Origin of the sequence: Rhizobium sp. CCGE 510, from assembly GCF_000292525.1 — a bacterium.
In the GTDB taxonomy this organism is placed as follows: domain Bacteria; phylum Pseudomonadota; class Alphaproteobacteria; order Rhizobiales; family Rhizobiaceae; genus Rhizobium.
Genome location: NZ_AEYF01000042.1, coordinates 19,979 through 32,955, shown reverse-complemented (window position 1 = coordinate 32,955; position 12,977 = coordinate 19,979). Strand labels below are relative to the sequence as shown.

Below are 12,977 nucleotides of genomic sequence, written 5' to 3'. Positions count from 1 at the left end.
TGAACGACCGGGTTGATAGTCGACACTTTGGACCGGGATGATACCTGACAGTTTTCATTCTGTCGTGTGTGCTGCTTCGGGCCTCATCGGCCTGGGCGGGCGCGGCGGAGCGAAGCGACGGAAGCGGCCGTCCGGGCCGATGAGGCCGATGTCGCGATTGCAGAAGCGCACGACGTGATCGCCGTTTTCCAGCTCGCTCAGTCCGACGAGTTCGCCGGCAAGGGCTTCGCTGACGAACAGCCGGCCTCCCTTCCATTTGATCTCGCCGCTGTCACGTACACGGCGCACCTGGTGGTCGGCATCATACCAGGGATCGTCGAGACGGTCAGGCATCGCACGCGGCTGGCTGGGCCGATAGAGGTCGGCGGGCGGGCGTTGGCCCAACGCTTCATGCGGGCGCTCCTCGTTGTAGTGCTGGCGGAAGGCATCGAAACGGACCTGCTGCTGGCCGGCATTGTCGGCCGGCGGTTTGGATGTCTGGGCCTTCAGAGTGCGATGCATGCGTTCGTGCCTGCCGTTCTCCTGGGGCGATGCCGGCGCGATGAAGTGCGCCTCGATGCCGAGCTTGATCCACCAGGTCGACAATCGGGTCAGGCCGCCGGCTCCATGGCTGCCGAAGGGCGAACCATTGTCACAGCGGATCGCAAACGGCAGGCCATGGGTGCGGAAGGCCTCTTCGAACACCGGCCGCACGCCCTCGATGGTCTGCGGAGCAATGCGCACATCGATCAGAAACCGGCTGTAGCTGTCGCTGATCGTCAGCGGATCGATGCGCTGCTGGTCGCGGGTGCGGAACCAGCCCTTGAAGTCCACGCTCCATTCATCATTGGCTTGCCTTGCCTCGCTGAACGGGCGACCCTGATCCAGGGCCCTGCGGCGGCGCCTGGAAGTCTCCACAAGACCTGCCTGTTTGAGGATGTCGCCGATCGTCGAGGCCGCCGGCCAAGATGTCTGCGCCGACTGGCGCTGCAACAAAGCCAAAAGCTTGCGCGGCCCCATATGCGGAAACCGCTGACGCAGCGCAATCACCTGATCGACAAGGGCTGCCGGCGTGCGATGCGGGCACGAAACCGTACCGTGCGAGCGGTCGACAAACCAGTCGTCCGCACCGCTCATCTGCCGCTTGCGCCAGGCGTAAAATGTCTCCCGGCTCACACCGTAACGACGGCAAAGATCACTCACACTCCAATGCCCCGAAACATAGTCCGACAGCATCCGAACACGTTCTTCCATGCGACAAGTCTCCACAAATGGCATCGGAAGCCCTCCCTCCGACGCACTATGACTTGTCAACCATCAACCCGGTTCATTCTGTCAGGGATCTGCCCGGGCTGTACCGATGGCTGCCCCTCACCCTAACCCTCTCCCCGTGAAGAACGGGGAGAGGAGACGTGCCCAGCGAGAGGTTGGCGGGGGAACGGAGAGGTTGCGGCATGGTCCCTTCGCCCCGTTTACGGGGGTCCGAAGGACGGGTCGAGACCAGTGGCTCGACCCCGGTCAGCGCCGGCAGGCGGGTGAGGGCTTTTCCCTCGCCGTCGCCCTCAAACGTCGAGGCTGACGACTTTTTCCGGGTTCATGATATTGGCGGGGTCGAAGGCGCGCTTGATGCGGCGCATCAGCTCGATTTCGATCGCCGGGCGGATCGCCGCCAACTCATCGCGCTTCAGCTGGCCGATGCCGTGCTCGGCCGAGATCGAGCCGCCATGCGCCAGCACCAATCCATGCACGATGTGATTCATCTCGTGCCAGCGGCCGATGAAGGCATCCTTGTCGGCGCCGAGCGGCTGGGAAATATTGTAATGGATATTGCCGTCGCCCATATGGCCGAAGGCGCAGATACGGGCTCCAGGCATTGCCGCCATCACCGCTTCTTCGGCCTCGGCGATGAAATGCGGAACCTTCGATACCGGCACGGAAACGTCGTGCTTGATCGACCCGCCTTCCGGCTTCTGGGCATCCGACATGCTTTCGCGCATGTGCCAGATGGCTTTCTGCTGGGCAACCGATGAAGCGATCGCCGCATCGAGCACCAGCCCGGCCTCGAAGCCCTGTTCCAGTACGCCGTTCATCATCCGCTCCGCCGTCTCGGCCGAGTCCGACGTTGAAATATCGATCAGCACATACCAGGGATAGGCCGCTTCCAGCGGGTCACGCACGCCGTCGATGTGGCGCGTGGTGATTTCGACGCCGAAACGCGGCATGAGCTCGAAGCCGGTGAGCGAGGCGCCGCAGAGGCTGGAGGCGAGATCGAACAGACCAAGCGCATCCTCGACCGAATTCAGGCCGGCGAATGCCACCTGATGGCCGAGCGGTTGGGGAAACAGCTTCAGCACCGCACCGGTGATGATGCCGAGCGTGCCTTCGGCGCCGATGAAAAGGTCGCGCAGGTCGTAGCCGGTATTATCCTTCTTCAGACGGCGCAAACCGTCCCAGATCTCGCCGGTCGGCAGCACCACTTCCAGGCCGAGGCAGAGCTGGCGCATATTGCCGTAGGCAAGCACCGCCGTGCCGCCGGCATTGGTGGAAAGGTTGCCGCCGATGCGGCAGGAACCTTCTGAGCCGAGCGACAGTGGAAACAGCCGCCCATGCGCCTCGGCTGCCTTCTGCACCTCGGCCAGGATGGCGCCGCCATCGGCCACCAGCACGTTCGCCACCGGATCGATATCGCGGATCCGGTTCATGCGCTCGAGCGACAGGATGATATCGGACTTGCCCTGACGCGGCGTCTGGCCGCCGACGAGGCCGGTATTGCCGGTCTGCGGCACGATCGCCGTCCCGGTCTCCGTCGCAAGTTTCATGATATCGGAAACTTCCTGGACCGAGCCGGGCTTCAGGAGGAGAGGGGAGGAACCGTGATAGAGCCCGCGGTTTTCGATCAGATGCGGCGCCAGATCGGCCTCGCTGGCAAGCGCGTATTTGTCGCCGACGATGGCGGCGAAGCGGTCGAGAAGTTCGGCGGAAATGCTGGGGCTGCTCATCGGGTTCAATCCTCAATCGTTATTCTTTAGTGGCGGGGTGCAGCTGCCCGCTGCAGGCGATCGTTGATCGCTTCGCCCAACCCGTCCTCGGGGATGGCCGAAAAGGCAATGCTCGACGCTCCGGTGGCGTCGGCCCGCTTCATGTAGTCGAAAAGATTGGCCGCCGCCTCGGCAAGGTCGCCGCACGGGCTGAGATCGAGGACGATCCGGGCGCCGTTTGCACCGGAGACCGCCGCACCGCCGAAGGCGATCAACGCCTCACCGGGTTCGACCGTCGTCGCATTGAGGCGCACCGAGGCGTCAGGCGCGTAGTGCGAGGCGAGCATCCCTGGTGCTTCGATCGCCGCCGATGCTGTCTTCGCCCTGAGCAGCGGCCGGCCTGCGACGCGCTCGATCTCGCGTGCCGCGAGACCGCCGGGGCGAAGCAGCCTTACCCGGTCGCCCTCCACCTTGACGATGGTCGATTCGACCCCGACGGCGCTTGGGCCCGCATCGAGGATCAACGGGATCTTCGCCCCGAGATCGGCGTCGACGTGGGCGGCACTCGTTGCGCTGATTGCGCCCGACGTATTGGCGCTGGGGGCTGCGAGCGGTCGCCCGAAGGCGCCGATCAATGCGCCTGCAAAACCCTTCGGCACGCGGATGCCGACGCTGTCGAGCCCGGCGGTCGCCAGCGAATGGATCGGGCTTTCTGGCTTCAACGGCAGCACCAGGGTCAACGGGCCGGGCCAGAATGCGGCGGCGAGCGCCCGCGACACCGGATCGAATGCGGCGTGCTCTTCGGCCATGGCGAGATCGGCCATGTGGCAGATCAGCGGGTTGAAGCGCGGCCGTCCCTTTGTCTCGTAGATGCGGGTGATCGCTGCCGGATTGGTGGCATCGGCGGCAAGGCCGTAGACGGTCTCGGTCGGAATGGCGATGGCAAAGCCGCCGGCAAGAGCGGCGCAGGCCGCCTCGAGCGCTGCCTGCCTGTCTGCCTCAATGTCGATCGTGCGTGCCATGTCCTGTCCGGGTGCTCTCGTTCCGGCAGTCATTAGGCGTTCCGCCGCCCGCGATCAATCGCGTTGTTGGCCTCGAGCATGAGCAAGTTTCATAGCTGGCGGATGATTTCGCGCAGTTGTTCGTTGCGGGCGCCGAGCAGCAGGATGTTGCGGATCGCCGCCTGCGGATCGTGGGTGCGGAAGAGCAGGCCGTTGCCGCGCACCGACCGATCGATGCTCATCTTTTCCTGGGAATCCTCGCCCGCTTTGATGGCGACCGCGAAATACATGCGGGAATAGCCGACATCGATGCGTTCGAAGAAATTGTCGTTCTCGCCAATGTCGGAATAGAAATTGGCGATATAGAAGGCCCAGCTCACCTCTTCGTAATGGGCGAACTTCGTCCGTGCGGCGGTGACGTGGCAATAGCCGAGATGCGGGCTGTCCTCCAGCGTCCGGTGAAAGATCATCTTCGGAAACTGGATCGAGTGGTGAAAGCCGTTGATGTGCTGATGCGTCTTTTCACCGGCCACCTGTAGCTTGCGGCCAGTCTTCTCGGCGACCTCATCATGGGTGAAATAGCGTTTTTCCTCGGCCAGCCAGTGCCGCCGCTCGCGCGGTATCCGGCCGGTGCGCAGGAATTCGGAATGCGCGGCGATCGGCTGCCGCTCTTGCAATCTGTTAGCATCTTTCGCGTCGAAATAACGGAGTCTGGCCATGGTTCGCGTTCTTCGCTCGGTCTGAATCAGCAGCAGGATAGGGCGGTATGCTTAAGGCGATGTTAAAATCGCGCGGCAGCCGACCGACTGAAAACGCAAATGCCGACAGGTGTCGCAAACGCGATGGCCACCGATACCAGCCAGCCGACCTCTTTGCGCAACGGCCCTTTACGTCATGTCGCAATTGACGATAATCGCATGGAGAGTCGGGCGATGTCAGCAACTGGGATGGGTAGCTTTTGGCTTGCCGCTCCCTGTCGCCAATTTCGAAGCCGATGTCGCATTACAACCAAGCGGCAGGGATGCCAGGTGATTAAATGGGCCTAGGTGATTAAATGGCGCCATGAACAATTCTCCCGAAGGAGAAGGAAGCGGGCGCGCTTCCGCCGGCCTTCTGCTCGAGGGTGGCAACCGGGTGCACGAGGACATGAAGATGGATATTCGCAGCAACGTTTTGCGTCAGCTCAAGGGCCGTCGTGAGGGCTTCAGCCTCGAGCGGCCGTTTTATATCGACGAGGATTATTTCCAGCTCGACATGGAGATGATCTATTATCGCGACTGGCTGTTCATCGGCCATGATTGCGAACTGCCGAAGCCCGGCGCCTATTTCACCGTCCAGATCGGCAGCTATCCGGTCGTCGTCGTCCGCGGCCGCGACAATGTCATCCGTGCCTTCCACAACAGCTGTCGTCATCGCGGCTCGCGCGTCTGCACCAAGGAGCACGGCTCCTCCGTGCGTCTCGTCTGCCCCTATCATCAGTGGACCTATGATCTTGAGGGCAAGCTCGCCTTCGCCCGCCACATGGGCGATGATTTCGATAAGACCGGTTTCAACCTGAAGCCCGTCCACTGCGAAATCGTTGCGGGCTATGTCTTCATCTGCCTTGCCAATACCGCCCCGGACTTCCAGCCGGTGCGCGACAAGATCGAGCCCTATGTCGCGCCGCACCGGATCAGCGAGAGCAAGGTCGCCTTCCAGAGCACGATCATCGAGAAGGGCAACTGGAAGCTCGTCTGGGAAAATAACCGCGAGTGTTATCACTGCGCCGCCAATCACCCCGAGCTTTGCCGCACCTATCCCGAAGCCCCGAGCGTCACCGGCACGGATGGCGGCGCCGACGATCCCGAAATCGCCGGCCATTGGGCGCGCTGCGAGGCCGCCGGCCTGCCGAGCAAGTTCCAGATTTCGCCGGACGGTCAGTTCCGCACCGCCCGCATGCCGCTGATCGAGGATGCCGAGAGCTACACCATGTCGGGCAAGCGCGCCGTCACGCGTCCGCTTGCCGACGATATCTCGATCAGCCATATCGGCACGATGCTGCTGTTCCACTACCCAACCACTTGGAACCACCTGCTTGGCGACCACGCCATCTCCTTCCGGGTGCTGCCGCTCAGCGCCAACGAGACGGCGGTGACGACCAAGTGGCTCGTCCACAAGGACGCGGTCGAAGGCGTGGATTACAATCTCGAGGAACTGACCCACGTCTGGACCGAGACCAACGACCAGGATCGCCGCATCGTCGAAGAGAATGCTTTCGGCATCCACTCGCCCGCCTATGAACCCGGCCCCTATTCCTCCCTGCACGAGGGCGGCGTCATGCAGTTCCTCGAATGGTATTCGAACTTCATGGTGAACCGCCTGCAGGGCGACCAGGCAAAAATCTCCGCCGTTGCCTGATCGCATCGCCTGCGCCGGTTAATGTCCGGTTCAGTTCAGCCTCGCTAAAAGGGATAGCAGCCGGCCCCGGCTGCTTTCGGAACCATTCGGGCACGAAAGCGTTGCTGGGCAGGCGGTGATCGCTGTTGAATGGGAGATGAAGCAATGATCGGGCTGAGAAACAAGATCGCGACTGCAGTTCTGGCTGCAGCCGTGGTCCTGACGGGCTTTGCGCCGTCGCAGGCAATCCAGATGCCCACCGCCCCGCAGGTGGAAAAATCCTCTGCAGCCGAGAATGTCCAATACCGCCGCTACTATCGCCCCGGCTATCGTCCGGGCGGCTACTATCGGCCTGGTTATCGCCCAGGCGCCTACTATCGGCCGGGCTACGGCGGCGGCTATCGCCCCGGCTATTACGGCGGCTATCGCGGATATAGTTATTACCGTCCGGGCTATCGCCATTATAACGGTTACTGGTATCCGCTCGCCGCCTTCGGCGCCGGCGCAGTCATCGGCGGCGCCATTGTCGCGCAGCCGCGTTATGTCGAGCCTGCGCCCAGCATGGGTTCAGGCCATGTCGCCTGGTGCGCCAACCGATATCGGTCCTATCGCGCCTACGACAATACGTTCCAACCCTATAACGGCCCGCGCCAGCAGTGCTATTCGCCGTAATGAGGTAAGGGAAGTGCGACGCGAGTTGCGTCGGCGGAGGAGTTGGCCGGAACATCATCCCACCCTTCGTGATCCCAGGCTTGAGCCGACGATGATGGAGGTTGGGGAAGCTCTGCGCCTAATTCCGTCAGATATCCGGGTCAGAAGCGCCCGTGGCGCGAGATACGATGCGCAGCGACTGCGTTGACGGGCTCCCATCAGCCGCCGCTCATGGACCTGCGCATGCTGCCGAACGACAGGGCGGCGGCGTGACGAAGCCATGAACCCATTTCATCGTCGGCTGCGAACTCAGTGAACGGCGGTGATCACCGAAATGCCAGCTTCGTCGGCGGCACGGATAAGCGCTGCTCGGGCGTCCTGAGCCGGAATCTCTCCGTGTATTGCATCCCGGCAAGCGATAATCGCCACGAGGTATTCTTCTCCATCATCGATCGGCCAGCCAACGGTCAGCATCTCGGCGGCCTCTACAAGAGTTGCGACGAGTTTGTATTTTTCCGGCCCACTCACGACGAGCATCAGAGGGACGAACTCTCCGGATGTGCACCATTTCATGACATTAGGTCTCCCCACGGTAAATATATTAGTAACCGTGCAAGAACTGTTCCGGGCGAGGTGGCGGCATGGACCGGCTGATAACTCGGGTGTCGATCGCTGAGATTGTCCGCCATCGCCGAGGCCAAACCTTGGATGGACGAAGCTGTCGCAAGTGGCCGCGCCCCGCATGGGTTCAAGTCACGTCGCTTGGTGCGCCGATTTGCCCTATCGCGCCGACGACAACACGTTCCAGCCCTATAACGGTCGCGCCAGCAGTGCTATTCGCTGATTGATTGGGGTCGAAAGCTGCCCCTCACCCTAAACCCTAGCCCTCTCCCCGTAAAAAACGGGGAGAGGGGACGTGCCCTACGAGACGCTGGTGAGTGACGGAGAGGTTGCGGCTATTCCCCTTCGCCCCGAAGCGGGGAGAAGGTGCCGGCAGGCGGATGAGGGGCGACAGCGCCCACCCACCTATCAGTCAAAGAATATCCACTCGCCGCAGCAACCACCAGGCAAAGGCGATCGAGGCGACGATGAGGGCGACGGCGTATTCGGTGCCGTAATCGCCGACGGCGAAGGGCAGGTTTGCGGTGTTCATGCCGAAGAAGCCGGTCACCAAGGTCGGCGGCAGCAGGAAGGCCGTCATGATCGACAGCAGATAGAGGTGGCGGTTGGTCTCGGAGGATTGCTTGGAATCGATTTCTTCGTGCAGCAGCCGCGCCCGGTCCTGCAGCGCGTAGATATCGTGGTCGACCGTTTCCAGCCGGCTCGTCAGCCGCCGCGCCACATCGTCGAAGCCGAAGGGCATCTCGTCGTCGTCCGCCGCGGCCGCACGGCGCATCAGCGCCAGCACCGTGCGCAGATGCCGATGCAGCCGGACGACGGTGCGCCGGACCGGCGCCAGCCGCCGGCGTTCGTCGCGCGGCGCATTGTCGTAGACAAAATCCTCAATCAGGTTCAGCTCTTCGGTGAGTTCCATGACGATCGCGATCAGCGTGCGCTGAAACTCGATCACCAGCAGTTCGAACAGATCGACCGGCCGTGAAAATTTGCCCGGGTTCTTCTCGATCAGCGCCCGCGCCCGCTCGACGCTGCGCAGCGGCTGCAGCCTCGTGGTGATGATGAAACGGTCGGACATGGCGAAATGCAGCCAGCCGAGATTGTTGGTGTCCTGGTCGAAATCGCGCTGGCAGTCGACGAGCGTGCCGTAAAGCATCTGCTCGTCGACGGTGATGGTCGCATGCGTGTCGCGCGTGGTCAGCGCCGATTTTGCGTCCTCCGTCAGTCCGGTGAGCGTTTCGAGCAATGCCGGCACGCGGGCATCGACAAGGTTGAGGTGCAGCCAATAGAAACAATTGTCGGCGGTCAGCTCCGCCACCGTCGCACTGTTGGTCAACCGCACCGCCGTCTTTTCATCCGGCGAGAAGCGATAGGCCCAGACAAAACCGGGTATGTTGACGGGCAATGTATCCATTGGTCGCCGATCCTTTGCGAAGGCGATGTCCTTACAGGCTGTTCATGACGTTCATGTGTGCAAGGGTGCAAGTGCCGGGGTGTGATGTCGGCAAACTATTGCACGGCAGTCCATGGAAACGAAATTGACGTTTACGTAAAAATCAATTAGCCCTTTGCCTCGGAGGGCTCTGCCCAAATACGGAAGTGCAGGCCGTCTGCGGAGGAAAACCATGTACAAGGCGCCCGTCGAGGAAATCGCGTTCACGTTGAAGCATGTAGCCGGCATGGGCGAAGCGATTTCAGCAGGCTTGCTCGGCGATCTCGGCGAAGATCTGGTCGATGCGATCCTCCTCGAGGCGGGACGTTTTGCCACAGAGGAAGTGGCGCCTCTTGCCGACATCGGCGACCGCCAGGGCGCCCGTTTGGAGGGTGGTGAGGTCCGGCTGCCGGATGGTTGGCGCGATCTCTATCGCAACTGGATCGCCGGCGGCTGGAACGGCCTGACGGCGCCCGAAGCTTTCGGCGGCCAGGCCCTGCCGCATATGCTGAATGTCGCGGCGCTGGAAATGTGGAATTCCGGTTCCATGGCCTTCGCGCTTGCCCCGACGCTGACGATGGGCGCCATCGAGGCGGTCAGCACCCATGGCAGTGCCGCGTTGAAGCAGAGATACCTGGCAAAGATGGTGTCAGGCGAATGGACCGGCACCATGAACCTGACCGAGCCGCATGCCGGCTCCGACCTCGGCGTGCTGAAAGCCCGCGCAGAGCGCCACGCCGACGGCAGCTACCGCATCTTTGGCCAGAAGATCTTCATCACCTGGGGCGAGCATGACGCGGCCGACAATATCATCCATCTGGTGCTGGCCCGCCTGCCGGACGCGCCGGCCGGCACCCGCGGCATCTCGCTCTTCCTGGTGCCAAAATTCCTGGTGAACGACGACGGCTCGCTCGGTGCCCGCAATGATCTGTTCTGCCACTCGCTGGAGCATAAGCTTGGCATCCACGGCTCGCCGACCTGTACGATGATCTATGGCGACGGCCGTTTCGGCGAGGAAAAGGGTGCTGTGGGCTGGCTGGTCGGCGAGGAGAACAAGGGGCTCGCCTGCATGTTCACGATGATGAACAATGCCCGCCTGGCCGTCGGCATGCAGGGCGTGGCGATCGCCGAGGCCGCCACCCAGAAGGCCCTCGCCTATGCCAAGGAACGCACCCAGGGCAGGGCGCTGGGCTCCACAGCCGCCGGCATGAGCCCGATCGTCGACCATCCCGACGTTGCCCGCATGCTGCTCACCATGAAGGCGCTGACCCAAGGGTCGCGCGCCATCTCCTACGCCTGCGCCCATGCGATCGACATGTCCCACCGGGCCGGCGACGTCAGCCGTCACTGGCAGGAGCGTGCCGCGCTGTTGACGCCGATTGCCAAATCCTTTTCGACCGATGCCGGCGTCGACGTCGCCTCGCTCGGCATTCAGGTGCATGGCGGCATGGGCTTCATCGAGGAGACGGGGGCGGCGCGTTACCTCCGCGATGCCCGCATCGCGCCGATCTACGAGGGCACCAACGGCATCCAGGCGATCGACCTCGTCACCCGCAAGCTGCCGCTTTCCGGCGGCGATCAGGTGAGAGGCCTCATCGCCGAACTCAAAAAGATCGCCGACAATGTCGGCCGCTCCGATCTCGATGGTTTCGGCGAGACCGCCGCCCGGCTCGACGCAGCGATTTCAGATCTCGAAACGGCGACTGCCTGGCTCATCAACATGCTGGCCGATGGCAAGGTCACCGAGGCGCTCTCGGGTGCAACGCCCTATCAGCGCCTGTTCGGCCTCGTGCTGACTGGCTGTTATCTTGCCAAGGGCGCTCTTGCCGAAAGCGGCGACGGCAAAGGCGAGGGCCGTATCGCGCTCTGCCGCTTCGCTGCCGAAAACCTGCTCGCCGAGACCGCGGCCCTTTGCGACCGGGTGATCAATGGTGCGGCAAGCCTCGCCGCCGCCCGCATCCTGCTCGCCTGAGGCGACCCCATGACCTCCGAGGAGATCCAATGACCGATCACATCATCGTCGAGCAGCCTTCCGCCCATCCAGGCGTGCAGCTCATCCGCTTCAACCGGCCGGAGAAGAAGAACGCCATCACCCGTGCCATGTATAGCGCCATGGCCGACGCACTGAATGCGGCCAATGCCGATCCGGCCATCCGCGCCACCGCCTTGCTCGGCACCGAAGGCTGCTTTTCCTCAGGCAATGACATGAATGATTTTCTCGCTGCTGCAATCGGCGGCGGCGGCCTGGGGCAGGAGACCCTCGATTTCCTCTACGCGCTGGTCAATGCCGAGAAACCGGTCGTCTCCGGCGTCGACGGCCTGGCGATCGGCATCGGCACGACGATCCATCTTCATTGCGACCTGACCATCGCTTCCAGCCGCAGCCAGTTCCGAACCCCCTTCGTCGATCTGGCGCTGGTGCCGGAGGCGGGGTCCAGCCTGGTTGCACCGCGCCTGATGGGTCATCAGCGCGCCTTCGCGCTGCTGGCGGCCGGCGAAGCCTTTTCGGCCGCCGAGGCAAAGGACGCAGGTCTCATCTGGAAGGTGGTCGAGCCCGGCGAGGTCGATGGGCTGACGCTGGCGACCGCCGCGCGTCTCGCGGCCAAACCACCGGAGGCGTTGCGCATCGCCCGCGATCTCATCCGCGGCGACAGCGGCGAGATCATCGCCCGCATCGACGAGGAGGCCCGTCATTTCTCCGCACGGCTGAAAAGTGCGGAGGCCCGGGCCGCCTTCGAAGCCTTCATGCGCCGCTAGAGCACTACCGAAGATCTATGGCGAGCAGGCCGACACGACCAATCCCGAAGCAAACGGATACCGATCAGGCCGCCGGCACATTGAAGACCTCGCCGGCCCTGAGCGGCCGGAATCGTTCCGCGGGGATATCATGCTCGCTCAACGCGTCCTGCAACGCTTTGGTCGGCGCATCGACCGCTTCATCTGTCAATTGGAACGTCGCGAAGTGATGCCCCGCCACATAGGCCGCATTTGCCAGCTTCATTCCGATCACTGCCTCCTGCGGATTCTGGTGCTGGCCCTGCATGAACCATCGCGGTTCATAGGCGCCGAACGGTAAAATCGCCAGGCGAAAGCCGCCATGCTTCTGCTGGGCCGCTTTGTAATTGATACCGCCGTGAAAGCCGGTATCTCCGACGTGATAGATCTTTCCGGCTGGAGTCGACAAAACGAACGACGCCCAGAGTGCCATACGGCGATCGGCGCCGCCGCGGGCGGACCAATGATGTGCAGGCTCCGCATCAATGCTCATGCCGGCGTGCGAGATGCGCTCGCCCCAGTCCATCGATGTCATCTCTATATCGGGCACGGCGCGGCGGATGATCGTGTCATTGCCGAGTGGGGTCACGACACGCGGCCGATGCTTCGCATGCAACCGCTTGAGTGTCGCGATATCGAGATGATCATAATGATTGTGCGAGACCAGCACGAGATCGATGGGCGGCAAATCATCGAACGCGATGCCAGGTTGGACGACGCGTTTGGGTCCGGCAAAAGTGAAAGGGCTGACGCGCTCCGACCACACCGGGTCGGTAAGGATATTGAGCCCGGCGACCTGCACCAGCATTGTTGCATGGCCAACCATGGTCACCCGGAGATCCTCGCCGCCGACACGTGGATCCGGCTTGGCCGCCGCATATGGACTTGGGACCGACCGCGGCCAGCGCTCACGGCCACCGCCGAATTGCCACCGCAGCAAATCGCGGAAACCAAGGGGTTCAATGCCGTCAGGATTGAAGAAATGCGTGCCGTCGAAGTGATCGGACACCGGGCCGGTATAGTAGGGATTGCGTCTTTCGGTCTTGCGCATTCAGAATCGATTTCCTTGGCCTAAAGCGCGTCGCGATCTTTCAGATTCGCTCCTCGCGCTTCAGGTCTTTTTACGCATGTCGTTCCGGCAAAAGCGCTTCACGCTTTGCCTGGGAAAAG

11 protein-coding genes and 1 pseudogene are annotated in these 12,977 nt (G+C 62.6%); 5 read left to right on the top strand and 7 right to left on the bottom strand.

All coding sequences use genetic code 11. The features are described from left to right. Nucleotides 1–54 precede the first annotated feature (54 nt). From RCCGE510_RS19895 to RCCGE510_RS19880, 4 genes are all read right to left on the bottom strand, one after another. Nucleotides 55–1,233, bottom strand: a complete 1,179-nt coding sequence (locus RCCGE510_RS19895; protein ID WP_240539671.1) for an integrase core domain-containing protein — start codon at nt 1,231–1,233, stop codon at nt 55–57. A 308-nt stretch (nt 1,234–1,541) separates the two neighbouring features. After that, a complete protein-coding gene (locus RCCGE510_RS19890; RefSeq protein ID WP_007632915.1) occupies nt 1,542–2,978 on the bottom strand; it encodes an FAD-binding oxidoreductase in 1,437 nt (478 codons plus the stop codon). 26 nt (nt 2,979–3,004) lie between these two features. After that, entirely contained in the window at nt 3,005–3,979 is a 975-nt protein-coding gene (locus RCCGE510_RS19885) for an L-threonylcarbamoyladenylate synthase (protein WP_007632913.1), read from the bottom strand. An 89-nt stretch (nt 3,980–4,068) separates the two neighbouring features. After that, nucleotides 4,069–4,677 carry a DUF6656 family protein gene (locus RCCGE510_RS19880; protein ID WP_007632912.1) on the bottom strand — a complete coding sequence of 203 codons (609 nt, stop codon included), beginning with the start codon at nt 4,675–4,677 and terminating at the stop codon, nt 4,069–4,071. A 433-nt stretch (nt 4,678–5,110) separates the two neighbouring features. On the opposite strand from RCCGE510_RS19880, the gene RCCGE510_RS19875 reads away from it, so the two are divergent. Further along, nucleotides 5,111–6,355, top strand: a complete 1,245-nt coding sequence (locus RCCGE510_RS19875; RefSeq protein WP_007632911.1) for an aromatic ring-hydroxylating dioxygenase subunit alpha — start codon at nt 5,111–5,113, stop codon at nt 6,353–6,355. 144 nt (nt 6,356–6,499) lie between these two features. Continuing rightward, nucleotides 6,500–7,006 carry a BA14K family protein gene (locus RCCGE510_RS19870; protein WP_007632910.1) on the top strand — a complete coding sequence of 169 codons (507 nt, stop codon included), beginning with the start codon at nt 6,500–6,502 and terminating at the stop codon, nt 7,004–7,006. 288 nt (nt 7,007–7,294) lie between these two features. Here RCCGE510_RS19870 and RCCGE510_RS19865 read toward each other — a convergent pair whose 3' ends face one another. Further along, a complete protein-coding gene (locus RCCGE510_RS19865) occupies nt 7,295–7,558 on the bottom strand; it encodes a DUF982 domain-containing protein (protein WP_007632909.1) in 264 nt (87 codons plus the stop codon). Between the two features lie 160 nt (nt 7,559–7,718). Here RCCGE510_RS19865 and RCCGE510_RS34815 point away from each other — a divergent pair. Next, nucleotides 7,719–7,825 (top strand): annotated as a pseudogene (locus tag RCCGE510_RS34815) (BA14K family protein); the annotation flags it as partial. Between the two features lie 193 nt (nt 7,826–8,018). On the opposite strand, the gene RCCGE510_RS19860 reads toward RCCGE510_RS34815, so the two are convergent. After that, nucleotides 8,019–9,014: a transporter gene (locus RCCGE510_RS19860; protein WP_007632907.1), complete on the bottom strand. Its 996-nt coding sequence runs from the start codon at nt 9,012–9,014 to the stop codon at nt 8,019–8,021. 211 nt (nt 9,015–9,225) lie between these two features. Here RCCGE510_RS19860 and RCCGE510_RS19855 point away from each other — a divergent pair, with 211 nt between their 5' ends. Together RCCGE510_RS19855 and RCCGE510_RS19850 are read left to right on the top strand one after the other, a co-directional pair. After that, nucleotides 9,226–11,004 carry an acyl-CoA dehydrogenase gene (locus RCCGE510_RS19855; protein ID WP_007632904.1) on the top strand — a complete coding sequence of 593 codons (1,779 nt, stop codon included), beginning with the start codon at nt 9,226–9,228 and terminating at the stop codon, nt 11,002–11,004. A gap of 29 nt (nt 11,005–11,033) precedes the next feature. Further along, nucleotides 11,034–11,789, top strand: coding sequence for a crotonase/enoyl-CoA hydratase family protein (locus RCCGE510_RS19850; protein WP_007632902.1), 756 nt, complete (start codon nt 11,034–11,036; stop codon nt 11,787–11,789). Nucleotides 11,790–11,853: 64 nt separating this feature from the next. Here RCCGE510_RS19850 and RCCGE510_RS19845 read toward each other — a convergent pair whose 3' ends face one another. Further along, nucleotides 11,854–12,858 carry an MBL fold metallo-hydrolase gene (locus tag RCCGE510_RS19845; protein ID WP_007632896.1) on the bottom strand — a complete coding sequence of 335 codons (1,005 nt, stop codon included), beginning with the start codon at nt 12,856–12,858 and terminating at the stop codon, nt 11,854–11,856. Between the last annotated feature and the right edge of the window lie 119 nt (nt 12,859–12,977).